Source organism: Halomonas sp. H10-9-1 (assembly GCF_040147005.1).
Lineage (GTDB): Bacteria > Pseudomonadota > Gammaproteobacteria > Pseudomonadales > Halomonadaceae > Halomonas.
Genome location: NZ_JAMSHO010000001.1, coordinates 1,390,132 through 1,411,813, shown reverse-complemented (window position 1 = coordinate 1,411,813; position 21,682 = coordinate 1,390,132). Strand labels below are relative to the sequence as shown.

Here is a 21,682-nt window from a genome sequence, read left to right as displayed (position 1 = left end):
CCCATGCATGACAAGACACTGACCGAGCTCGCCGCCAGCCTGGCGGCCGGCGAGTTCACCAGCCGCGAGCTGACCGAACATCTGCTGGGGCGCATCGAGCGCCTCGATGGCACCCTCAACAGCTTTATTACCGTCACCCCGGAGCAGGCCCTGGCCGCGGCCGACGCCGCCGATGCCGCGCGCTCCCGCGGCGAGGCCGGGCCGCTGACCGGCCTGCCGGTGGCGATCAAGGACCTGTTCTGCACCGACGGCGTGCTGACCACCGCCGGCTCGAAGATGCTGGCCAATTTCATCGCTCCCTACGATGCCAGCGTGGTCGAGCGACTCAAGGCCGCCGGCACGGTGAGCCTGGGCAAGGCCAACCTGGACGAGTTCGCCATGGGCTCCTCCAACGAGAACAGCGCCTTCGGCGCGGTGAAGAACCCCTGGGACACCAGCGCCGTGCCCGGCGGCTCCTCCGGCGGCAGCGCCGCCGCGGTGGCCGCGGGGCTGGCTCCCGCGGCCATGGGCACCGATACCGGCGGCTCGATCCGCCAGCCGGCGGCCTTTTGCGGCATCACCGGCCTCAAGCCCACCTACGGCCGGGTCTCGCGCTGGGGCATCATCGCCTACGCCTCGAGCCTCGACCAGGCGGGCCCCATGGCGCGCACCGCCGAGGACTGTGCCCTGCTGCTGAACGCCATCGCCGGCCACGACCCCAGGGATTCCACCTGCGTGGCCCGCGGCGTGCCCGACTACCGCGAGGAACTCGACGCGCCACTGGCGGGCCTCAAGATCGGCCTGCCCCGGGAGTACTTCGGCGACGGCCTCGACCCGGAGGTGGAGCGTGCGGTGCGCGAGGCGGTGGCGGTCTACGAGTCGCTGGGCGCTACGGTGCGCGAGGTCAGCCTGCCGCACACCCACTACGCGATCCCGGCCTACTACGTCATCGCCCCGGCGGAGGCCTCGTCGAACCTCTCCCGCTACGACGGCGTGCGCTTCGGCCACCGCTGCGAGAACCCCAGCGACCTTATCGACCTCTACAAGCGCTCCCGCGCCGAGGGCTTCGGCGAGGAGGTCAAGCGGCGCATCCTGATCGGCACCCATACCCTCTCCGAGGGCTTCTTCGACGCCTACTACAAGAAGGCCCAACAGGTGCGCCGCCTGATCCGCCAGGACTTCCTAGATGCCTTTGAGGAGGTCGACGTGCTGATGGGCCCGGCCTCCCCCACCCCAGCCTTCGACCTGGGCGCCCAGAAGGATCCGGTCTCCATGTACCTGCAGGACATCTACACCATCGCGGTGAACCTGGCCGGCATCCCCGGGATCAGCGTGCCGGCGGGGTTCGTGGGCAAGCGTCCCGTGGGCCTGCAGATCCTCGGCACCCACTTCGCCGAACAGCGTCTGCTCAACGTCGCCCACCAGTTCCAGCAGGCCACCGACTGGCACCTGCGTCGTCCCCAGCTTGTCGAGGAGAGCGCCTGATGCAATGGGAAACCGTGATCGGCCTTGAGGTGCACGTCCAGCTCGCCACGCACTCGAAGATCTTCTCCGGTGCCTCCACCGCCTTCGGCGCCGAGCCCAACACCCAGGCCTGCGCCGTGGACCTGGGCCTGCCCGGGGTGCTGCCGGTGCTCAACGAGCAAGCGGTGGCCATGGCGGTGCAGTTCGGCCTGGCGATCCACGCCGAGATCCCCGAGGTCTCGGTGTTCGACCGCAAGAACTACTTCTACCCCGATCTGCCCAAGGGCTACCAGACCAGCCAGATGTATCACCCCATCGTCGGCCCCGGCGAGGTGGAGGTCACCCTGGATGACGGCAGCAGCAAGCGTGTCCGGGTGCACCACGCCCACCTCGAGGAGGACGCCGGCAAGTCGCTCCACGAATCCTTTTCTGACGGCATGGGCCACGCCATGACCGGCATCGACCTCAACCGTGCCGGCACCCCGCTGCTGGAGATCGTCTCCGAGCCGGACATGCGCTCGGCGAAGGAGGCGGCCGCCTACCTCAAGGCGATCCACTCCATCGTCACCTATCTCGGCATCAGCGACGGCAACATGGCAGAGGGCTCGATGCGCTGCGACGTCAACGTCTCGGTGCGCCCCGTGGGCCAGGCCGAGTTCGGTACCCGCGCCGAGATCAAGAACGTCAACTCCTTCCGCTTCGTGGAGCGCGCCATCGAGTTCGAGGTGGAGCGCCAGATCGAGCTGATCGAGGATGGCGGCAAGGTGGTCCAGGAGACACGCCTCTATGACCCCGAGCGCGACGAGACCCGCAGCATGCGCACCAAGGAGGAGGCCAACGACTACCGCTACTTCCCCTGCCCCGACCTGCTGCCGGTGGTGCTTGATGCCGCCTATGTGGACCACCTGCGCGAGACCCTGCCGGAGCTGCCTGACGAGAAGCGCGCCCGTTTCCAGAGCGCGCTGGGGCTCTCCGCCTATGACGCCGGAGTGCTTGCGGCGAGTCGCGAGATGGCCGAGTACTTCGAGGCGGTCAAGGAGGCCTGCGGCGATGCCAAGCAGGCCGCCAACTGGGTGCAGGGCGAGCTCGCAGGCGCCCTCAATCGCGAGGGCCTGGCGATCCAGGACAGCCCCGTCTCCGCCCCCCAGCTCGGCGGGCTGATCGCACGGGTGATGGACGACACCATCAGCGGCAAGGCCGCCAAGCAGGTGTTCCAGGCACTCTGGAACGGCCAGGGCGCCAACGCCGACGAGGTGATCGAGGCCAAGGGCCTCAAGCAGGTCACCGACAGCGGCGCCATCGAGGCGATGATCGACCGGGTGATCGCGGACAGCCCCGCCCAGGTGGCCCAGTACCGTGACGCCGAGCCCGACAAGCGCGGCAAGATGATCGGCTACTTCGTCGGCCAGGTGATGAAGGCCTCCCACGGCACCGCCAACCCGCAGCAGGTCAACAGTCTGCTCAAAGAGAAGCTCGACGCCCTGTGCTGACGACAGGAGCGACTCTCGAAGCCCAGGAGGAGGGCCGGTATGGCCGATGACGTCGGCGCACGACTGCGCACCCTGCGCACCCTGCGCGGCATCTCCCAGCGCGAGCTCGCCAAGCGTTGCGGGGTGACACACTCCAGCCTGTCGCTGATCGAGCAGGGCAAGGTAAGCCCCTCGGTCAGCTCGCTGAAGAAGATCCTCGATGCCATTCCCATGAGCGTCGGGGACTTCTTCACCATGGACCTGGAGAGCGGCCGCCGGGTCTTCTACGCGGCCGAGGACCTCGCCGACGTCGGCTCGGGGGACGTGGTGTTCAAGCTGGTGGGCGCGGATCGCCGCGACCGGGCACTGGCCTTCATGATCGAGACCTACCCGCCCGGCGCCGACACCGGCCGCGAGATGATCGCCCACCAGGGCGAGGAGGCCGGCGTGGTGCTGGAGGGCGAGATCGAGATCACCATCGGCGCCGAGTCGCGCATGCTGAAGGCAGGAGAGGCCTACTACTTCGAGACCAACGTGCCCCACCGCTTCCGCAACCCGGGCAAGGAACCCTGCCGCCTGGTGAGCTGCGCCACGCCGGCCCGGGCGTTCTGAGGCCCGGGCCCGCTCCAGCTTTCCCAGCTCCTCGCACAGCGACCTCGCCGAGTCATGGAACTCGCCGGGTCATGGAAAAAGGCGCGCTCAAGTAGCCAGCGCCATCCACACGCTCTTGAGCGTGGAGTACTCCTCCAGGCTGTGGTGGGACTTGTCGCGGCCGTTGCCCGACTGCTTGACCCCGCCGAAGGGCATGGTCTGGTCGCCGCCGGCCCAGTTGTTGACGAATACCTGGCCCGACTGCAGCCGCCGGGTCACCCGCATGATGCGGTCGATATCCTGGCTCCACAGGCCCGCCGCCAGGCCGTAGACGCTGTCGTTGGCCAGGCGCACCGCCTCCTCCTCCGTGTCGAAGCCAAACACCGACAGCACCGGGCCGAAGATCTCCTCGCGGCCGATGGCCATCTCGGCGGTCACGCCGTCGAACACCGTGGGCGGGATAAAGAGTCCCGGCCCCTCCAGGGCTCGACCACCGGCGCGTAGCCGGGCGCCCTCCTCCTGGCCGCGGCGAATGAACTCCAGCACCCGGCGGTGCTGGGTCTCGTCCACCATGGCCCCCATGAAGCTCGCCGGGTCCAGGGGGTCGCCGGGCTGCATGGTCTCGGCCGCGGCCACCACCCTGTCGATGAAGGCCTCGCGGATCGAGTTCTCCACCAGCAGCCGGGAACCGGCGATGCACACCTCGCCCTGGTTGTGGAAGATCGCCTCGGCGGCGTGGCGCGCCACCCGGTCCAGGTCCTTGCAGTCGGCAAACACGAGATTGGGGCTCTTGCCGCCGCACTCCAGGTAGACGCGCTTGAGGTTGGACTCGCCGGCATACTGCATCAGCTGCTTGCCCACCGCGGTGGAGCCGGTGAAGGCCAGGCAGTCCACTTCCATGGACAGGGCGAGCGCCTTGCCCACGGTGTGGCCGAAGCCCGGCAGCACCTGGAAGACGCCCCGCGGCAGGCCCGCCTCCTTGGCCAGCGCCGCCAGGCGCAGCGCCGAGAGCGGCGACTTCTCCGAGGGCTTCAGTATCACGCTGTTGCCGGCGGCGAGCGCCGGGGCCACCTTCCAGGCGGTCATCATCAGCGGGAAGTTCCAGGGCACGATGGAGGCCACCACGCCGAGCGGCTCGCGCAGCACCAGCGCCAGGGTCTCCTCGCCGGTGGGGGCCACTTCGCCGTAGCGCTTGTCGATGCACTCCGCCTGGTAGCGGAAGCAGGCGATGGCACCGCCGATGTCACCGAGTGCGCTTGCGATCGGCTTGCCCATGTCGAGGGTGTCGAGCAGGGCCAGCTCGGCCTTGTTCGCCTCCATCAGGTCGGCCAGGCGCAACAACGTCCTCTTGCGCTTGCCCGGGGCCAGGCGCGACCAGTCACCGCCGTCGAAGGCGGCCCGGGCGTGGCTCACCGCCACGTCGGCGTCGGCGGCGTCGCAGCTCGCCACCCTCGCCAGCACTTCGCCGGTGGCCGGGTTGATGCTCTCGAAGGCCTCGCCGCTGGCGGCATCGACGAAGACGTCGTTGATGTAGGCGCGGGTCTCGAGCCCCGCTCCCGACGTCAGGGAAGCGGCCAGGGCCTGCCAGTCCGCCAGGGTCTTGGGCATCTCGGGACGGCTCATACGGGAATCTCCTGCTGCTGATCGGTGGTCGTCTCGGCCAGTCGGCCCAGGGTAGCATCTAGCGCGGCGCGCGCCTTGTCGACCAGCTCGTCGATCTCGGCATGGGTGATCACCAGGGGCGGTGAGATGATCATGGTATCGCCCACCGAGCGCATCACCAGCCCCGAAGCGAAGCACAGATCGCGACACAGGTTGCCCACTCCGAGCGCCTTGTCGAAGCGCTGGCCGCTGGCGGGGTCGATCAGCTCAAGCGCCCCGATCAGCCCCAGCGAACGCGCCTCCCCCACCAGCGGATGCTCCGCCAGCTCCCGCCAGCGCTTCGCCAGGTAGGGGCCCAGGTCGTCACGCACTCGCTCGACCACGCCCTCGGCCTCCATCAGCTCGAGGTTCTTGAGCGCCACGGCGGCGCAGGTGGGATGGCCGGAGTAGGTGAAGCCGTGGAAGAACTCGCCGCCCTCCTCGATCAGGGTCTCGGCGACGCGATCGCCCACCAGCACCCCGCCGATGGGCAGGTAGCCCGAGGAGAGCCCCTTGGCGATCGGCATCAGGTCCGGCTCGAGGTCGTAGTGGACGCTGCCGAACCACTCCCCCAGCCGGCCGAAGCCGCAGATCACCTCGTCCACCACCAGCAGGATGTCGTACTTCTCGAGCACCGCCTTCACCGCCGGCCAGTAGCTTGCGGGGGGGATGATGGCCCCGCCAGCGCCCTGCACCGGCTCGGCGATGAAGGCGGCCACGTTCTCCTCTCCGAGCTCGCGGATCTTCGCCTCCAGTGCCGCGGCGCACTCGCGGCCGAAGGCCTCGGGCGACCGGTCACGCTCCTCGCCGAACCGCCCCTCTCCAAACCAGTAGGGCTGGCGCACATGGGCGATGCCGGGCACACAGGGGCCACCCTGCTCGTGCATTGGCGCCATGCCGCCCAGGCTCATGCCGGCCACGGTGGAGCCGTGGTAGGCGTTCTCGCGGCCGATCACCCACTGCTTCTCGGGCTGCCCCTTGAGCGCCCAGTAGCGGCGCACCATGCGCAGCACGGTGTCGTTGGCCTCGGAGCCGGAGCCGGTGAAGAAGACGCGGTTGAGGTGACCAGGCGCCAGGCGGCAGAGGGTCTCGGCGAGTTTCACCGCCGGCGGATGGGTGGTCTTGAAGAAGTTGTTGTAGTAGGGGAGCTGACGCATCTGGGCGGCGGCCGCCTCCACCAGCTCCTCACGGCCGTAGCCGAGGTTGACGCACCACAGGCCGGCCATGCCGTCGAGGATGCGGTTGCCCTCGGAGTCGATGATGTAGACCCCCTCGCCGCGCTCGATGATGCGACTGCCCTCCTCGCCCAGGGCCTTGAAGTCGGTGAAGGGGTGCAGATGGTGGGCGCGGTCGAGGCGCTGGTAGTCAGGCGTCTGCATGGTCGAGGGCTCCCGGGGACTGGACACGGTGGGCGTGGCGCGCCTCGCAGGCCGCGGCGAAGGCGCGGAACAGGGCGTCGTAGAGAGGATGCTCGCGGGGCTGCCACTCGGGGTGCCACTGCACCGCCAGGGCGAAGCCCGGGGCATCGCGCACCGAGATCGCCTCGATGAGCCCGTCCGGGGCGTGGGCCTCGGCGACCAGGCCCGGCCCCAGGCTGGCGATGCCCTGCTGGTGAAGCGAGTTCACCCGCGAGGTGGGCTCGGGATGGAGCGCGGCCAGCCGCCCACCGGGCACGATGGCAAGGTCGTGGCTCGGGGCGTACTTCTCCGCCCGCTCGCCCTCGGGCTCGCGATGGTCGATCAGCCCCGGTACCGTCTGCACCGCCTGGTGCAGGGTGCCGCCGAAGGCCACGTTGAGCTCCTGGAAGCCGCGACAGATGCCGAACAGCGGCAGGCCGAGGTCGAGGGCGGCGGGAATCCAGGCCAGGGCGGCGGCATCCCGATCCCGGTCGTCGCGGGTATTCTCCGGGGCCCGCTCGGCGCCGTAGCGTCCCGGCGCCATGTTGGTGTAGCTGCCGGTGAGCAGCAGGCCATCGAGGTGGGCCGGCAGGTCGCCGGCCACGGCATCTTCCCAGACCGGCAGGATCACCGGCGCCAGGCCGTACTCGCGCAGCGCGGCCAGGTACTTGTCGGTGACCATGTGGGCCGGATGGCCCTCCACCTCGCGACGGCAGGCGATCACGCCCACCAGGGGTCGGGACGACATGGCGCCCTCCTCTCGGTTATGAAGCCAGATGTTATGCTTTGCTCAACATAGCGCGTCACACCGCCGATGCCAAGCGACACCCCGGCAGACGTCAGGAAGGATCAGTAAAGCTGGAATAAAGAGGCAACTTCGAGGCGCCGGCGCGGCGGACAACCGGCCGGCTCGCCGTAAAGAATTTGACAACACCCCGAGCCACCCTCAAAGATAGCGCCATGCCAAGCAGAACAAGGGACGTCACGCCATGTCGCCACACCCCGCCGCCGAGGCACGAGACTTCCTCGCCCGTCATCCCGAGATCGAGACCGTCGACCTGCTGATCAGCGACCTGAACGGCGTGCTGCGCGGCAAGCGGGTGGCGCGGGAGAACCTCGAGAAGGCCTACACCCAGGGCATCAACCTGCCCGCCTCGGTGTATGCCCTGGACATCCTCGGCAACACCATCGAGGAGACCGGGCTGGGGCTGGCCAGCGGTGACGCCGACCGGGTCTGCCGGCCGTTGCCCGGCACCCTGATGCCTACCCCCTGGCGCCGCCAGGGGCGTCAGGCCCAGCTGCTGATGGCCATGGAGGAGCCGGATGGGACGGGCTTCTTCGCCGAGCCGCGACGGGTGCTGGCGCGCCAGCTGGCGCGCCTGGCCGAGCGCGGCCTGACCCCGGTGGTCGCCGTGGAGATGGAGTTCTACCTGGTGGATCGCGAGCGCGATGCCGCCGGCGGCATCCAGCCGCCCTGCTCGCCCGCCACCGGCGAGCGGGCCCACCACAGCCAGCTCTATTCGGTCGGCGAGCTCGACGAGTACGCCGACTTCCTCGGCGAGGTGCAGGCGGCCGCCGAGGCCCAGGGGCTACCGCTGGACACCATGCTCAAGGAGTGTGCCCCGGGCCAGTTCGAGATCACCCTCAAGCATGGCGCGGACGTGCTGGCCGCCTGCGACGCGGCGGTGCTGCTCAAGCGGCTGATCAAGGGGGTGGCCCAGAACCACGGCGTCGAGGCCACCTTCATGGCCAAGCCCTACGGCCTGGAGGCGGGCAACGGCACCCATGTGCATATCAGCCTGCTGGACGCGGCCGGGGAGAACGTCTTCGCCGACGCCGAGGGCGACGTGCTGGGCAGCACGACGCTAAAGCAGGCCATCGCCGGCCTGCTGGCGCTGATGCCGGCGAGCGTGGCGCTGTTCGCGCCGAACCTCAACTCCTTCCGCCGCTTCCAGCCGGGGCTCTACGTGCCCATGGCCCCCACCTGGGGCTTCGACAACCGCTCGGTGGCGATCCGCATCCCCTCCGGCCCCAACGCGGCGCGGCGCCTGGAGCACCGGGTGGCCGGTGCCGACGCCAACCCCTACCTGCTGCTGGCCGCCCTACTGGCCGGCATCGAGCACGGGCTCTCCGGCGAGCTCGCGCCCCCGCCCCCGATCACCGGCAACGCCTACGACCAGGTCGCGACCAGCCTGACCAACAGCTGGCGCCAGTCACTGGAACTGCTCGAGGCGAGCGAGCCGCTCGGCGCGGCCCTGGGCGGCAACTTCCTCGGGGTCTTCCTGGCCAACCGCCGCGCCGAGCGTGACCAGGCGATGCAGCATGTCAGCCGCCTGGAGACCGACTGGTACCTGCGCCACGTCTAGCAGTCTGTCGGGTTATGGGTGTCGCTCACAGTGGCGACGCCTGCTTCTCTCAGTTTTTCGTGTTGGCGCCGGCCATGTCAGCAACCTGGCGTCGTTCGGCGATCCTGGAGTGGCCTGAGCGCTTGTGACGCCGCCCTATCAGGCTAAGGGACGGCCCTCAGCCTGCTGCCAAGCGATGCATCCGCTTGATATTCCATGCCAGGGTGGCCAGTCGCCACTCACCGCTGACCTTATCCAGACCGCGTAGCGAGAACTGCCGGAATCCCATCACGTGTTTGATGATCCCGAAGACCGGCTCCACCGTGTGCTTGCGCAGCGCATAGAGCGCTCGGCCCGCCTGCGTCTTCAAGCGGTACGCCATGTGCTCGACGGGATCCTCGCTCTCCGGTGCGGGCGGGTCCGCGGCGAAACGTTCGAAGACCGGCAGGTGATGGATGTCACGCTTCATCGCCAATAGCGGTTCGATACCATGGTCATGGCAGGCCTGGATATTGGCGGTACTGAAGTAGCCGGTATCACCCAGCAGGTGGTCAGGCTTGCCCAGCGTCTCCGGGTAACCCTGCCAGGCCGTCAGTAACGGCATGACTTGCTGCTTGTCGTTGGTCGCCTGAGTGACGTGGACATGGGTCACCAGCAGACTCTCGGTATCGACGGCGGCCTGGGCGTTGTAGCACTGATCAAACCCCTTGCCGGTGACCGGCATGATGCGAGACTGCGGGTCGGTGAAGTTGATCTGGTCCTTGTCACGCGGGCCGCCAGTCGGCGGTTCGGGATCACGCCCACGGGGCTTCTTGCCGGCCTTGCGCTGTGCGTCTCGTCGCGCCACCTTTTCCTGGTAGGCGGCTTGCTCGGTGGCGTCCCGCTCCTCGGCACGCGCCTCGATCTTGGCCTTCGCCTCGGCGATGGCCGCCAGGCGTGCTTCACGGCGGGCAATCTCGGCGGGGATATCCATGCCATCGGCCGCATCCTCCTTGTCCGCCGACTCGGCCCGCTGCGTCAGCGCTTTCACCTCAGCCCTGAACTGCGCCTCCAGCTTCTTGGCGTGGCCATACGATAGCGCCTTGTGCTTGCTGGCGTTGGCCTTGAGCTTGGTGCCGTCCAGGGCGATGGTGCCGAGCTTGAGCAGCTTCATCTCGCGGGCCAGCAACAGCACCTGCACGAACAACTGTTCCAGTTCCGGCAGAAAGCGGCGGCGAAAGGTGGCCAGCGTGTCATGGTCGGGATGGGTATTGGCGGCCAGGTAACGGAACGCCACCGAGTCATAGGTGGCGCGCTCGATCTTGCGGCTGGAGACCACCCCGGTGGCGTAGCCGTAGACCAGCAGGCTCAGCAGTACCGCCGGGTGATGCGCCTTGTGCCCGCGGCCGGCGTAGCGCCGCGTTAATGCCGAGAGGTCCAGCTGCTCGACAACATCCACCACGAACCGTGCCAGGTGGCCATCGGGCAGCCACTCATCCACCGAAGGCGGCAGGAGATAGTCGGTCTGGCGGTCAACGGGGATGAAGCGACTCATGGCGACGTTCCAGTAGTGGCGGCATGCTGAGAGTATCTCACGGCATTATCGAAAACCCGACAGACTGCTAGGCGCGGCGCGCCTTATGCCTCGGTGATGGCCTCGGCCGACGCCTCCCCGGACCCGGCCCGCCACTGCACCTCGCCGTCGACGACCGGCAGGCGCTCGGCCTGGGGCGGTTCCTCCAGGCGGTGGATGAGCTCCTCGCCATCGAGGCGGTAGGTGACGTCATAGCCGTGCGTCTCCTGGTGCGTCTCCATGACCGTGCGGCACTGCTCCTCGGTGACCACCCGCTCGCGGGTCTCGTAACGCGTCTCGTAGCGCACCTGGCCGCCCGCCTGGGCATGCTGGCGCGCCTCGACCCGCTCCTGCACCTCGCGCCCGGCCAGGGCACCGCCGATGGCGCCGGCCACGGTGGCGATCTTCTTGCCACTGCCGCCGCCCACCTGGTTGCCCAGCAGGCCGCCCACCAGGGCCCCCGCCGCGCTGCCGACGATGCGGTGCGGGTCGCGGCTCGCCGCCGGCCCGGAGGGGGCCTGCACTGGTACCTCCACCGGCACCTGCTCGTTGACCACCCGTTCCACGTCCTCGCACACCTCACGGGGACGCTCCACGCTGCGGGTCACCGGCTGCACCCCCACGATCTCTGCGTAGCGAGGACCGCTCGGCTGCTGCACCTGCCAGGCCCCGAAGGCCAGCCCGCCCAGGCCCAGCACGGACAGGGTCGTGCCTACCACAATCGACTTGTTCATCTGTCACCTCCTGAGCGCTCAAGGGCGCCGCCTGCTTCGATTCGACAGTCTCTCCAGGATGGCATGACCGATATCTAGATGAGAGGCGGCGCCTCCTGCACCCCCGTGACAAGAGCATAGACAGGCGCGGCGCCACCGGGAAGATAGCGCCGGGACGTTGCATGAAGGTTGTCGTGGTGTCGCGCGCAGGCGACAGGGGTCATAGCCCCAGCCTGTCGCGGGTCTGGTAATACCAGGCGCCGATGGCCGAGAGCGGCACCCGCAGCAGGCGGCCACCCGGGAACGGCAGCTGGGGCAACCCGGCGAAGGCATCGAAGCGCTCCCCCTGGCCATGCATCACCTCGGCGATCAGCTTGCCGGCCAGGTGGGTGCAGGTGACCCCGTGGCCGGAGTAGCCCTGGGCATAGTAGACATTGCCGTTGACCACCCCGAATTGGGGCAGGCGACTGAGGGTCATCAGGAAGGTGCCGCTCCAGGCGTAGTCGATCGCCACGTCGGCAAGCTGGGGGAAGGTCTTGAGCATCTTGGGGCGGATCACCGCGGTGATATCCGCCGGGTCGCTGCCACCGTAGTTGACCCCGCCGCCGTAGAGCAGGCGGTTGTCACGAGTCAGCCGATAGTAGTCGAGCAGGTAGTTGCAGTCCTCCACCGCCAGGCCATTGGGAATCAGCTCACGGGCACGCTTTTCGCCCAGCGGCTCGGTGGTGATGATCTGGGTGCCGCAGGGCATCGACCTGCCCTCGATCTCCGGCAGCACGCCCTTGAGGTAGGCGTTGCCCGCCATCACCACCCGTTCGGCGCGCACCCGGCCGTTGGCGGTGGTCACCACCACGGGCTCCCCATGTTCAAGGGCGGTTACCGGCGAGTACTCGAAGATGCGCCCGCCCAGCGACTCGACCGCCGCCGCCTGGCCCAGCACCAGGTTGAGCGGGTGCAGGTGGCCGCCGCCGTGGTCCACCAGGGCGCCGGTGTAGCGGTCGGAATTGACCTCGCGCTTGAGCGCGTCCCCCTCCAGCAGCTCCAGCTCGCGGTAGCCGTAGCGCTCCCACAGCGCCTGGTGCTCGCGCAGGCCCTCGAGCTGCTTGGCGTTGCAGGCGGCGAAGAGGTTGCCGTCGGCGAGGTCGCAGTCGATGGCGTAGCGCGCGACCCGCTCGCGGATGATGCGGTTGCCCTCGAAGGCCATGTCGCCCAAGGCGCGGGCGATCTCGGCGCCGTACTTCGCCTCGATGACGTCCATGTCGCGGCTGTAGCTGTTGACGATCTGGCCACCGTTGCGCCCGGAGGCGCCGTAGCCGACCCTGACCGCCTCCAGCACCACCACCGAGAGGCCGCGCTCGGCCAGGTGCAGGGCGGCGGAGATGCCGGTGAAGCCGGCGCCCACCACGCAGACGTCGCATTCGACCTCGCCCTCGAGGGCCGGGCGCTCGGCGGCGGGGTTGGCGGTGGCGGCGTACCAGGACGCGGCGTGATCGGGCTCGAACGAGACGGACATGAGACCCCCTTTGGAAATTTTATTCAACACCTTTCCACCATACTACCGAGGCTTGGCGAAAGATGGCAAACAGGGTGCCATGCAATACTCACCAACAAGACGCCGCCGGAGGCGAGCCCCCGGCGGCGTGATGGCACGCGTGGGCGGTCTCAGCGGCTGCGCGCCTCGTTCCACAGCTCCTGCAGCAGTTCCAGCTGCTCGCCGCTCACCGAGGGGGTGAAGTGCAGCCGCTCTCGGGCGGCGGCGTCGGGCATCACCGGCGGTTCGCGCAGGGCGTCATCGACCCGCTCCAGGGCGGCCTCGTTGGGCGTGGTGTAGTAGTTGTAGTTGGCCAGGCGGGCGGCCACCTCGGGGCGCAGCAGGTACTCGATGAAGGCGCGGGCGGCCTCGGGATTGGGCGCCCGGGCGGGGATCGCCATGACATCGACCCAGCGCTGGGCCCCCTCCTCGGGGATGAAGAAGCCCAGCTTGCCGTAGGTCTCGGGGTCCTCGGCGCGCTTGCCGGCGAGGTCGCCGTTGTAGGCGATGCCGGCATGGATCACGCCGCTGGCCACCTGCTCGATGGCCGCCGTGGCATCCACGAAGCCGACGAAGTTGTCGCGCCCGCGGGTCTCGATCACCAGCCGCGCCGCCTCCACCCAGGGCGCCTGCCCCACGCAGTCGAAGCCGGCGCCCTGGAAGGCGCAGGCGGTGCCGAAGGTGAACTGGGCATCGCCCTTGAGCAGCGCGAAGGGGTAGTCGCCGTTGACCTCGGGGTCATACAGAAGCCCCCAGCTGGGTGCCGGCTCGGGCCAGGTCTCGGTGTTGTAGACGATGCCGGTGGCGCCCCACAGGTAGGGCACGGTGTAGTCGCCCTCCGGGTCGTAGCTCGGCGCCCGGAACTCGGCGAGGATGTTGTCATGCCCCGCGAGTCCCTCGCCCTCCTCGGCCAGCGGCTGCACCAGGCCAGCGTCGATCAGGCGCGGCACGAAGTAGTCCGAGGGCACGATCAGGTCGTACTGGGCATCGCCGCCGGCGGTGAGCTTGGAGAACAGCTCGGCGTTGGAGTTGTAGTAGTTCTGCACCACCTCCAGGCCGCTCTCGGCCTCGAAGTCGGCGATGATCGCCGGGTCCATGTAGTCGGACCAGTTGAACAGCCGCAGCTTGCCGTCGTCGGCGGCCGCCGCCACGCTCAGCGTGAGCAGGCTCACGCCGGCCAGCGGCGCCCAGCGTCTCGGTGTCATCGGCATCGTCACTCTCCTTGTCGCGTTCCTGTTGGATGGCGCCCTCGCGTGGCGAGGGCCCCGCTACCAGCCTAGACCCGAAGCAGCAGATGCTCCCGCTCCCAGGAGCTGATCACCTGGAAGTAGGCACGATGCTCGGCGCGCTTCACCGCCAGGTAGCTGTGGGTGAAGCGTTCGCCGAGGATATCGGCCAGCGGCTGGCAGTCGCGCAGCAGATCCAGGGCCGGACCGATATCGTCGGGCAGCCTGTGACCGCCGGACCAGGCTGAGCCGGTCATCGGCGGGCGCGGCTCGAGCCGGTGGGTCATGCCCAGATAGCCACAGGCCAGCGAGGCCGCCATCACCAGATACGGGTTGGCATCGGCACCGGCCAGCCGGTTCTCTACGCGGGTCGACTCGGGCGTCGATACCGGCACCCGCAACCCCACGGTGCGGTTATCCATGCCCCACTCCACGTTGATCGGCGCCGAGCCGCTGCTTTCGGTGCGCATCAGGCGACGATAGGAGTTGACGTTGGGCGCCAGCAGCGGCATCGCGGCCGGCAGGTACTGCTGCAGGCCACCGATGAAGTGATGGAACAGCTCGCTGGACTGGCCGTCGTCGCCGGCGAAGAGATTGTGGCCGCACTCGCTATCCAGCAGGCTCTGATGGATATGCATGGAGCTACCGGGCTCATTCGCCATCGGCTTGGCCATGAAGGTGGCATACATGCCATGGCGCAGCGCGGTTTCACGCAGGGTGCGCTTGAACATCACCACCTGGTCGGCCAGGGCCAGCGGGTCACCATGCTGGAAGTTGACCTCCATCTGACCCGCTCCCTCCTCGTGGATCAGGGTGTCCAGATCGAGGTTCATGGCGTCGCAGTAGTCATACATCTCCTCGAACAGCGGGTCGAACTCGTTGACCGCATCGATGGAAAACGACTGGCGACTGCTCTCCTGGCGCCCGGTGCGCCCGATGGGTGGCTCCAGCGGGTAGTCGGAGTCGGTGTTGGTCTTGACCAGGTAGAACTCCACCTCCGGCGCGATCACCGGTTTCCAGCCGCGCTCGGCGTAGAGCCCCAGTACTCGCTTGAGTACATGGCGCGGCGCCAGATCCACCGGCTCGCCGGTCAGGTAGAAGCAGTCGTGGATGATCTGGGCGGTGGGATCCTCGGCCCAGGGCACCAGGTAGATGGCACCGGGGTCGGGCACCAGCTCCATGTCCCGCTCGGTCTGGTTCCAGAAGCGGATATCCTCGTCGTCGGGATAACCGCCGGTAACGGTCTGGATAAAGATCGAGTCGGGCAGGCGTGGGCGACCGCCGTTGAGGTACTTGCCGGCGGGCATGATCTTGCCCTTGAGGATGCCGGTCAGGTCGCTGACCAGGCACTCGACCTCGGTGATGCCATGTTTCTGGAACCAGTCGTTGAGAAGCGGCTGTTCCTGTCGGTTACTCATGGGGAATGTCCTTGCTCATGGAAAGGCGGCCCCGCTCTCCGGGGCCGTCCACTCAGCGCGACTGCACTTCCGACCATAGTTGCTGGAACACCTGCAGCGACTCGCCCTCAAGGCTCGGAGTGAAGCGCAAGCGCTCCATATCCGCCTCGCTGGGCTGCACCGGGGGCTGGGTCAGCACTTCATCCAGGTAGGGCTCCGCCGCGGCGTTGGGGCTGGCGTAGTAGTTGAAGTTGGAGAGCTGGGCGCCAACCTCGGCATCGAGAATGAAGTCGATGAACTGGTGTGCCAGATCGGGATTGGGGGCCTCGGCGGTGATCATCATCGAGTCGACCCACATCTCGGCGCCCTCGTCGGGGATCATGAAATCCAGCGACGCAAAGGTCTCGGGATCCTCCTCCTTGAAGTAGAGATAGTCACCGTTGTAGCTGAGTCCGACATGGGTCACCCCCCGGGCCAGTTGCTGCAGCTGTGGCGTGCCGTCGCTGAAGCCGCTGAAGGTCTCGCGATTCTTGGTCTCGATCAGCAGCCGCGCGGCTGCCTTCCAGCCCTCGGGGTCGGTGCAGTCGTAGCCATGCCCCAGATAGGCACAGGCACCGCCCAGGCTGACCTGGCCATCGCCCATCAGCGCGAAGGGGTGGTCGGGATTGACCTCGGGGTCGAAGAGCAGCGACCAGCTCTTGGGCGCATCCGGGAAGGTCTCGCTGTTGTAGACCACCCCGGTGGTACCCCACTGGTAGGCGGCGGTGTACTCGCCACCCGGGTCGAAGGAGGGATCCTTGAACTGCGCCATGAGGTTGTCGAAGTTGGGGATCTTCGACTTGTCCAGCGGCTGTACCAGGCCGGTCTCGATCAGCCGCGGCACATAATAGTTGGAAGGCACGATGATGTCGTACTGCGAGACACCCCCCGCCTGGAGCTTGGAGAGCATCTCCGGCAGCGAGTTGAAGTAGTTCTGCACCACCTCGACATCGTGTTTCGCCTCGAAGGCCGCGATGATCTCGGGGTCCATGTATTCGGTCCAGTTGAACAGGTAGAGCTTGTTCTCCTGGGCCTGGACGCTGCCGGCCAGCAGCGCGGCACCGACGGACAGGGCGAAGGCGGTCTTGTTGATTGTCATGATGACTCTCCTGATTTCCCCGCGGGATGGAATGCCGGCTCAAGCCTGCCGGCGACGACTGAATATCAGGCTGATGATGGCGGCGATGGCCACCGCGCCGATCATCAGCGTGGCGATGGCGTTGATCTCCGGCGAGACCCCCTTCTTGATCGCCCCCCAGATGTAGATCGGCAGGGTCGCACTCTCCGGCCCGGCGGTGAAGAAGCTGATGACGAAGTCATCCACCGACAGCGTGAAGGAGAGGAAGAAGGCCGAGATCAGGGCCGGCTTGATGGTCGGCAACATGAAGTGAACCACCCGCTTGGCCGGGGTCGCATAGAGGTCCTTGGCCGCCTCGAACAGCGTCGGGTCGAGCCCCACGAAGCGCGAGTAGACGATCAGCGCCACGAACGGGATCTGGAAGGTGACATGGGCGATGATCATGGTGCCGAGCCCCGGCTGGAAGAGCCCGGTCAGGCGGTGAATCTGCACGAAGAAGGCCATCTCCGAGATGCCGAAGACGATGTCCGGCAACACGATGGGCAGGTAGATCAGCACGATCAGCCAACCCAGCTTGCGGTGACGATGCCGATACATGCCGTAGCCGATCAGGCAGCCGACCACCAGTGCGATCAGCGAGGAGACGATGGCCAGCACCATGCTGTTGGCGAAGGCCGAGAGGATCTCCTCGTTGCCCAACAGCCGCTCGTACCAGCGCCAGGAAAATCCCGTGAAGCGCGCGGCACTGTTGGAGGCGTTGAAGGAGAACAGCATCACCACCGCCAGCGGCAGATAGAGGAAGGCCAGGGTGAACCACCAGAAGCCGGTCAGGCCGCGCTTGAGCGTACGCTTTCTCATATCACCACCTCCTCGCCGCCACCCAGGCGCTTGCCGATGCGACGCATGGCGAAGAGCCCCACGAAGGTGGCGATCAGCATCAGGATGGCGCCGGCCGCCCCCAGCGGCCAGTTGGCCCCGCCGGAGAACTGGTTGGCCACCAGATTGCCCAGCATCATGCCCTTGCCACCGCCGAGCAGCTCCGGGATCACATACATGCCGAAGGCGGGGATCGCCACCAGCACGATGCCGGCCAGGAGGCCCGGCAGCGTCTGGGGGAACACCGCATGCCAGAAGGCGCGCACCGGCGAGGCGTAGAGGTCCTGGGCGGCCTCCACCTGGGCGGTATCGAGCTTCTCGAAGGCGGCGTAGAGCGGCAGCACCATGAAGGGCAGGAAGTTGTAGACCAGCCCCAGGGTGACCGCGAAGTTGGAGGGGTAGAGCCCCATGTTGGGCGGTATCAGGCCCAACCCCTCGGCCAGGCCGGAGAGCGGGGTCCCCGGCGCCAGCAGGTTCATCCAGCCGAAGGTGCGAATCACCTGGTTGGTCCAGCTCGGCACCACGACCAGCAGCAGCATGATCGGCCGCCACTTCTCGCGGCAGGTGCTGATGTAGTAGGCGATGGGGTAGGCCACCAGCACCACCAGGCCGGTGGAGACCAGGGTCTGCCAGAGAGAGCGCAGCAGGGTATAGAGATTGCCCGGGCTCCAGCCCAGGAAGCCGAAGCCCGCCAGGCGCTCGAAGGACGCAAGCGACAGCGGCATCTCCGGCAGGCCGTAGGGGCCGTTGGTCATGAAGGCCACGCCCATCAGGTAGGCACTGGGCAGCACCAGGAAGATAACGATCCAGGCCGCTCCCGGTGCCACGGTGAACAGCAGGTGGCGACTCTCTTGGACCATGGCCCGGCTGCGGGCCGTCGGGGTCACGCCGGCGTAGGACATGGGAGACTCCTCATTCGCTCAGGGTGACCAGGTCTTCCGGCGCCACCTTGACGGTGACCCGATCGCCCACCTCGGGCAGGCGCCGGCCGCGATTGCTCAGCGTGGCCTGCAGGGTGCTCTCACCCACCTCCAGGCGATACTCGGCGTGGCTGCCACGATAGAGCCGCTCGGTGACGGTGGCCGGCAACTGGTTCTCGCCGGCCTGCTCGCCGGGCAGCAGGTCGAGGGTCTCGGGGCGGATCAGCAGCAGGCCGCCCTCCCCGGCCGCCTCGGCGGTGAGCACGCCCAGCGGCGTGGTCAGCCGGTCGCCATCCCGGGCGCGGATCGGATAGAGGTTGGCGTGGCCCATGAAGCGCGCCACGAAGGCGTTGGCCGGATGCTCGTAGACCTCCCGGGGCGGGCCGACCTGCTGGATCACCCCGCCGTTGAGCACGGCGATGCGATCGGACATCACCATGGCCTCGTCCTGGTCGTGGGTGACGAAGACGAAGGTCATCCCCAGGCGCTTCTGGACCCGCAGCAGCTCCACCTGCAGCTGGCTGCGCAGGCCGGCGTCCAGCGCCGAGAGCGGCTCGTCGAGCAGCAGCACGTCGGGTTCGTTGACCAGCGCCCGAGCCAGGGCGATGCGCTGGCGCTGCCCCCCGGAGAGCTGGTCGACGCGACGCTCCACCAGGTCGCCCAGCTTGATGAACTCGGCGATCCTGGCCACCCGGGCCGCGCGCTCCTCGGGGGGCATGCCGCGCATCTTGAGGCCGAAGGCGAGGTTCTCACGCACCGACAGGTGCGGGAAGAGTGCATAGGACTGGAAGACGGTGTTGACGCTACGCCGGTGGGGCGGCACCTCGGTGACGTCGCGTCCGCCGATGGCCAGGCGCCCGTCATCGGCCTCCTCCAGCCCGGCGAGGATGCGCAGCAGGGTGGTCTTGCCGCAGCCCGAGGGGCCCAGCAGGGTAAAGAACTCGCCGGCCTCGATGACCAGGTCGACGCCGTCCAGGGCCACGGTGTCGCGGCCGAAGCGCTTGTGCAGACCCTGCATCTCGATGGAGGAGGCCGCGCGGGTCGACTCGGTGCGCTCCGCGTGCGAGGCCTCAGCGGCATCCGGGGTCAGGGTGTCGGTCATGGGCTTGCCCTCGGTGGTGATGTTCGCGGTCAGCTGTCCCGTCACAGCCGGTCGCGCAACTTGTAGAAATGGGTCGCCAGTACCAGCAGCGGGGTGCGCAGCAGGGCCCCGCCGGGAAAGCGTCGGTGGGGCATGGCGGCGAAGGCATCGAAGCGCTCGGCCTGGCCACCGATGGCCTCGGCCATCAGTCGCCCGGCCATGCCCGCCAGGGCCATGCCATGGCCGGAGTAGCCCTGGGCATAGTAGATATTGCCACCCAGGCGGCCGAAGTCCGGCGCACGGTTGAGAGTGATGGCCACATCGCCCCCCCAGCGGTACTCGATGGGGATGCCCTCGAGCAGCGGGAAGAGCCGGGCGATCTTGGCATCCATGCGCGCCTGAAGTCCCGGGGGCTCGCGGCCGTCGTAGCTCACCTCGCCGCCGTAGATCAGGCGCCGATCGCCGGAGAGACGGTAGTAGTCGAGCACGAAGTTGGCATCCGACAGGGCGTCGTTGCGGGGCAGCACCCGGGCTGCCTGAGCCTCTGTCAGGGGGGCGGTGGCGATCATGTAGTTGGCCGCCCTCATCACCCGCCCCGAGAGCTCCGCGACCAGCCCCGTCTGGTAGGCGTTGGTGCCCAGCACCACGAAGTCGGCGGTGACCCGGCCGGCAGCGGTGCGCACGCTGGCCGGCTGGCCGCGCTCGATCGCCACGGCGGCGCTCTGCTCATGGATGATCACCCCAGCCTCGCGGGCGGCGCGGGCCAGCCCCAGGGTGTAATTGAGCGGGTGGAGGTGCCCAGCCGAGCGCTCGTGCAGGGCGGCCGGATAGGCGTCGGTGACCACCCGTTCGCGCAACGCCTCGCCCTCGAGCATCTCGAGGTCGTGATAGCCGTAGTCGCGGGCCATGTGCTCGCGATGCTCGGCCAGCTCGCGCACATGGCGCGGCTTGACCGCGGCATGCAGGTAGCCCCACTGCAGGTCGCAGGGGATAGCGTGGCGCTCAACACGCTCGGCGGTGAGACGCACCGCCTCGCGGCTCAGCGCCCAGATGTCGCGGGCGGCCTCGCGCCCCAGCGCCTTCTCCACGGTGGCCATGTCGGTGCCCAGCCCCGGCAGGATCTGGCCGCCGCTGCGCCCCGACGCCCCGTAGCCGATCTCGCCGGCCTCCAGCAGCACCACCGTGTAGCCGCGCTCGGCCAGCTCGAGCGCCGCCGAACAACCGGTGATGCCGCCACCCACCACGCAGATGTCGGCGCGCACCTCACCCTCGAGGGGCGGGCAGGCGCCGATCTCGACGGCAATGGAATCGCGATACCAGGAGTTCGGAGGTGCGGCGTGGTCGATCATGCAGGCTCCCCGGGAGTGGGCGCTCGGCGCCGGTGGCCAGTGTCGTTGTTGTGATGACTGCCAGGATGACAGGATGCTCCCGGGAGTCAGTTTGACACCAGGCGGCACTCGAGTGTCAAGTATTTAATAACAATACACCACCAATTCGACTCCCTCCCCTACCCGCCCTGGTCCAGGATATCGCCTGGATTGCCAGGCACGACAGACCAAACATCCCGGGCGAACCGTCGCTCGACGCGGCGCCGAAAGCGTCAAGAAATCACGATCACAACGCGGGCACGCCACCGCCGCAGGTGGCACACGCCGGATCGCGGGGCACCTCGAAGCGGCGCCACTCGCCGCTCAGGCCATCGAAGGTGGAGAGCCCGCGATGGAGGGTGCCCGCACCGCTGAGCAGCTTGATCGCCTCCAGTGCCTGGAAGCTGCCGATCAACCCCACCAGCGGTGCCACCACCCCGCTTTCGGCACAGGAGAGCGCCTCGTCGCCCTGACCATCCGGAGGATAGAGGCAGGCATAACAGGGACACGCGGGGTCGCGGGGATCGAACACCGCCAGCTGGCCGGAGAAGCGGATCGCCGCCCCGGAGACCAGCGGCACCCCGGCCGCGCGGCAGGCGGCGTTGATCGCATAGCGGCTGGAGAAGCGGTCGGTGCAGTCGAGCACCACATCGGCCGCGGCCACCGCTGCGGCCATGCTCTCCCCCGCCAGGTGCGCCGTCAGCGCCTCGATGCGACAGCCCGGGTTGAGCGCCAGTACCGCCTCCCGGGCCGACTCGGCCTTGTGACGTCCCAGGTCCGCCTCGCCATGGGCGATCTGGCGCTGCAGGTTGGAGAGTTCGACCTCATCGGCATCGGCCAGGGTCAGCCGACCCACCCCGGCGGCGGCGAGGTACAGCGCCACCGGCGAGCCGAGCCCGCCGGCACCGATGACCAGGGCATGGCCCGCGAGCAGGCGCTCCTGGCCCTCGATATCGATGGCTTCCAGCATGATCTGGCGGCTGTAGCGCAGCAGTTCCCGGTCGTTCATGGCGTGG

18 protein-coding genes are annotated in these 21,682 nt (G+C 68.2%); 4 read left to right on the top strand and 14 right to left on the bottom strand.

All coding sequences use genetic code 11. The features are described 5' to 3' along the window. Positions 1–3: 3 nt before the first annotated feature. The 3 genes from gatA to NFH66_RS06380 are packed head-to-tail and all read left to right on the top strand — an operon-like array spanning position 4 to position 3,524. The gene (gene gatA / locus NFH66_RS06390; RefSeq protein WP_349609238.1) at positions 4–1,464 is read left to right on the top strand and encodes an Asp-tRNA(Asn)/Glu-tRNA(Gln) amidotransferase subunit GatA; all 1,461 of its coding nucleotides are present in this window, start codon (positions 4–6) and stop codon (positions 1,462–1,464) included. Continuing rightward, positions 1,464–2,933: an Asp-tRNA(Asn)/Glu-tRNA(Gln) amidotransferase subunit GatB gene (gene gatB / locus NFH66_RS06385; RefSeq protein ID WP_349609236.1), complete on the top strand. Its 1,470-nt coding sequence runs from the start codon at positions 1,464–1,466 to the stop codon at positions 2,931–2,933. The genes gatA and gatB overlap by 1 nt, the downstream gene beginning before the upstream one ends. A gap of 39 nt (positions 2,934–2,972) precedes the next feature. Continuing rightward, a complete protein-coding gene (locus NFH66_RS06380; RefSeq protein WP_349609234.1) occupies positions 2,973–3,524 on the top strand; it encodes a cupin domain-containing protein in 552 nt (183 codons plus the stop codon). An 87-nt stretch (positions 3,525–3,611) separates the two neighbouring features. On the opposite strand, the gene NFH66_RS06375 is transcribed toward NFH66_RS06380, so the two are convergent. Genes NFH66_RS06375 through NFH66_RS06365 form a run of 3 tightly spaced genes read right to left on the bottom strand, consistent with a single transcriptional unit; the run spans position 3,612 to position 7,289 of the window. Continuing rightward, positions 3,612–5,126 carry an aldehyde dehydrogenase gene (locus NFH66_RS06375; RefSeq protein ID WP_349609232.1) on the bottom strand — a complete coding sequence of 505 codons (1,515 nt, stop codon included), beginning with the start codon at positions 5,124–5,126 and terminating at the stop codon, positions 3,612–3,614. Beyond that, positions 5,123–6,523, bottom strand: coding sequence for an aspartate aminotransferase family protein (locus NFH66_RS06370; protein WP_349609231.1), 1,401 nt, complete (start codon positions 6,521–6,523; stop codon positions 5,123–5,125). The genes NFH66_RS06375 and NFH66_RS06370 overlap by 4 nt, the downstream gene beginning before the upstream one ends. Then, the gene (locus tag NFH66_RS06365; RefSeq protein ID WP_349609229.1) at positions 6,510–7,289 is read right to left on the bottom strand and encodes a gamma-glutamyl-gamma-aminobutyrate hydrolase family protein; all 780 of its coding nucleotides are present in this window, start codon (positions 7,287–7,289) and stop codon (positions 6,510–6,512) included. The genes NFH66_RS06370 and NFH66_RS06365 overlap by 14 nt, the downstream gene beginning before the upstream one ends. Positions 7,290–7,530: 241 nt before the next feature. Here NFH66_RS06365 and NFH66_RS06360 point away from each other — a divergent pair, with 241 nt between their 5' ends. Further along, a complete protein-coding gene (locus NFH66_RS06360; protein WP_349609228.1) occupies positions 7,531–8,907 on the top strand; it encodes a glutamine synthetase family protein in 1,377 nt (458 codons plus the stop codon). A 157-nt stretch (positions 8,908–9,064) separates the two neighbouring features. On the opposite strand, the gene NFH66_RS06355 is transcribed toward NFH66_RS06360, so the two are convergent. The 11 genes from NFH66_RS06355 to NFH66_RS06305 all read right to left on the bottom strand — a co-directional run bounded on the left by NFH66_RS06355 (position 9,065) and on the right by NFH66_RS06305 (position 21,675). Then, the gene (locus tag NFH66_RS06355; protein WP_349609226.1) at positions 9,065–10,420 is read right to left on the bottom strand and encodes an IS1182 family transposase; all 1,356 of its coding nucleotides are present in this window, start codon (positions 10,418–10,420) and stop codon (positions 9,065–9,067) included. Between the two features lie 83 nt (positions 10,421–10,503). Then, positions 10,504–11,172: a glycine zipper 2TM domain-containing protein gene (locus NFH66_RS06350; protein ID WP_349609225.1), complete on the bottom strand. Its 669-nt coding sequence runs from the start codon at positions 11,170–11,172 to the stop codon at positions 10,504–10,506. A gap of 199 nt (positions 11,173–11,371) precedes the next feature. After that, entirely contained in the window at positions 11,372–12,664 is a 1,293-nt protein-coding gene (locus NFH66_RS06345) for an NAD(P)/FAD-dependent oxidoreductase (protein WP_349609223.1), read from the bottom strand. 149 nt (positions 12,665–12,813) lie between these two features. Continuing rightward, entirely contained in the window at positions 12,814–13,893 is a 1,080-nt protein-coding gene (locus tag NFH66_RS06340) for an ABC transporter substrate-binding protein (protein WP_349609221.1), read from the bottom strand. Positions 13,894–13,958: 65 nt separating this feature from the next. Continuing rightward, positions 13,959–15,326, bottom strand: coding sequence for a glutamine synthetase family protein (locus tag NFH66_RS06335; protein WP_349609219.1), 1,368 nt, complete (start codon positions 15,324–15,326; stop codon positions 13,959–13,961). A gap of 52 nt (positions 15,327–15,378) precedes the next feature. Further along, entirely contained in the window at positions 15,379–16,443 is a 1,065-nt protein-coding gene (locus tag NFH66_RS06330) for an ABC transporter substrate-binding protein (RefSeq protein WP_349609218.1), read from the bottom strand. Between the two features lie 39 nt (positions 16,444–16,482). After that, on the bottom strand, positions 16,483–17,280 hold the full coding sequence (locus NFH66_RS06325) for an ABC transporter permease (protein WP_349609216.1): 798 nt from the start codon (positions 17,278–17,280) through the stop codon (positions 16,483–16,485). Then, positions 17,277–18,200: an ABC transporter permease gene (locus NFH66_RS06320; protein WP_349609214.1), complete on the bottom strand. Its 924-nt coding sequence runs from the start codon at positions 18,198–18,200 to the stop codon at positions 17,277–17,279. Before NFH66_RS06320 ends, NFH66_RS06325 begins: the two co-directional genes overlap by 4 nt. A gap of 10 nt (positions 18,201–18,210) precedes the next feature. Further along, positions 18,211–19,320: an ABC transporter ATP-binding protein gene (locus NFH66_RS06315; protein WP_349609212.1), complete on the bottom strand. Its 1,110-nt coding sequence runs from the start codon at positions 19,318–19,320 to the stop codon at positions 18,211–18,213. 41 nt (positions 19,321–19,361) lie between these two features. Continuing rightward, positions 19,362–20,648, bottom strand: a complete 1,287-nt coding sequence (locus NFH66_RS06310; RefSeq protein ID WP_349609211.1) for an NAD(P)/FAD-dependent oxidoreductase — start codon at positions 20,646–20,648, stop codon at positions 19,362–19,364. Positions 20,649–20,913: 265 nt separating this feature from the next. Further along, positions 20,914–21,675 (bottom strand): HesA/MoeB/ThiF family protein, encoded by a 762-nt coding sequence (locus tag NFH66_RS06305; protein ID WP_349609209.1) that lies wholly within the window; start codon positions 21,673–21,675, stop codon positions 20,914–20,916. Positions 21,676–21,682: the final 7 nt, after the last annotated feature.

Coding starts and splice junctions, on each gene's coding strand:
- gatA (WP_349609238.1), top strand. CDS start 4: ATGCATGACAAGACACTGACCGAGCTCGCCGCCAGCCTGGCGGCCGGC.
- gatB (WP_349609236.1), top strand. CDS start 1,464: ATGCAATGGGAAACCGTGATCGGCCTTGAGGTGCACGTCCAGCTCGCC.
- NFH66_RS06380 (WP_349609234.1), top strand. CDS start 2,973: ATGGCCGATGACGTCGGCGCACGACTGCGCACCCTGCGCACCCTGCGC.
- NFH66_RS06375 (WP_349609232.1), bottom strand. CDS start 5,126: ATGAGCCGTCCCGAGATGCCCAAGACCCTGGCGGACTGGCAGGCCCTG.
- NFH66_RS06370 (WP_349609231.1), bottom strand. CDS start 6,523: ATGCAGACGCCTGACTACCAGCGCCTCGACCGCGCCCACCATCTGCAC.
- NFH66_RS06365 (WP_349609229.1), bottom strand. CDS start 7,289: ATGTCGTCCCGACCCCTGGTGGGCGTGATCGCCTGCCGTCGCGAGGTG.
- NFH66_RS06360 (WP_349609228.1), top strand. CDS start 7,531: ATGTCGCCACACCCCGCCGCCGAGGCACGAGACTTCCTCGCCCGTCAT.
- NFH66_RS06355 (WP_349609226.1), bottom strand. CDS start 10,420: ATGAGTCGCTTCATCCCCGTTGACCGCCAGACCGACTATCTCCTGCCG.
- NFH66_RS06350 (WP_349609225.1), bottom strand. CDS start 11,172: ATGAACAAGTCGATTGTGGTAGGCACGACCCTGTCCGTGCTGGGCCTG.
- NFH66_RS06345 (WP_349609223.1), bottom strand. CDS start 12,664: ATGTCCGTCTCGTTCGAGCCCGATCACGCCGCGTCCTGGTACGCCGCC.
- NFH66_RS06340 (WP_349609221.1), bottom strand. CDS start 13,893: ATGCCGATGACACCGAGACGCTGGGCGCCGCTGGCCGGCGTGAGCCTG.
- NFH66_RS06335 (WP_349609219.1), bottom strand. CDS start 15,326: ATGAGTAACCGACAGGAACAGCCGCTTCTCAACGACTGGTTCCAGAAA.
- NFH66_RS06330 (WP_349609218.1), bottom strand. CDS start 16,443: ATGACAATCAACAAGACCGCCTTCGCCCTGTCCGTCGGTGCCGCGCTG.
- NFH66_RS06325 (WP_349609216.1), bottom strand. CDS start 17,280: ATGAGAAAGCGTACGCTCAAGCGCGGCCTGACCGGCTTCTGGTGGTTC.
- NFH66_RS06320 (WP_349609214.1), bottom strand. CDS start 18,200: ATGTCCTACGCCGGCGTGACCCCGACGGCCCGCAGCCGGGCCATGGTC.
- NFH66_RS06315 (WP_349609212.1), bottom strand. CDS start 19,320: ATGACCGACACCCTGACCCCGGATGCCGCTGAGGCCTCGCACGCGGAG.
- NFH66_RS06310 (WP_349609211.1), bottom strand. CDS start 20,648: ATGATCGACCACGCCGCACCTCCGAACTCCTGGTATCGCGATTCCATT.
- NFH66_RS06305 (WP_349609209.1), bottom strand. CDS start 21,675: ATGAACGACCGGGAACTGCTGCGCTACAGCCGCCAGATCATGCTGGAA.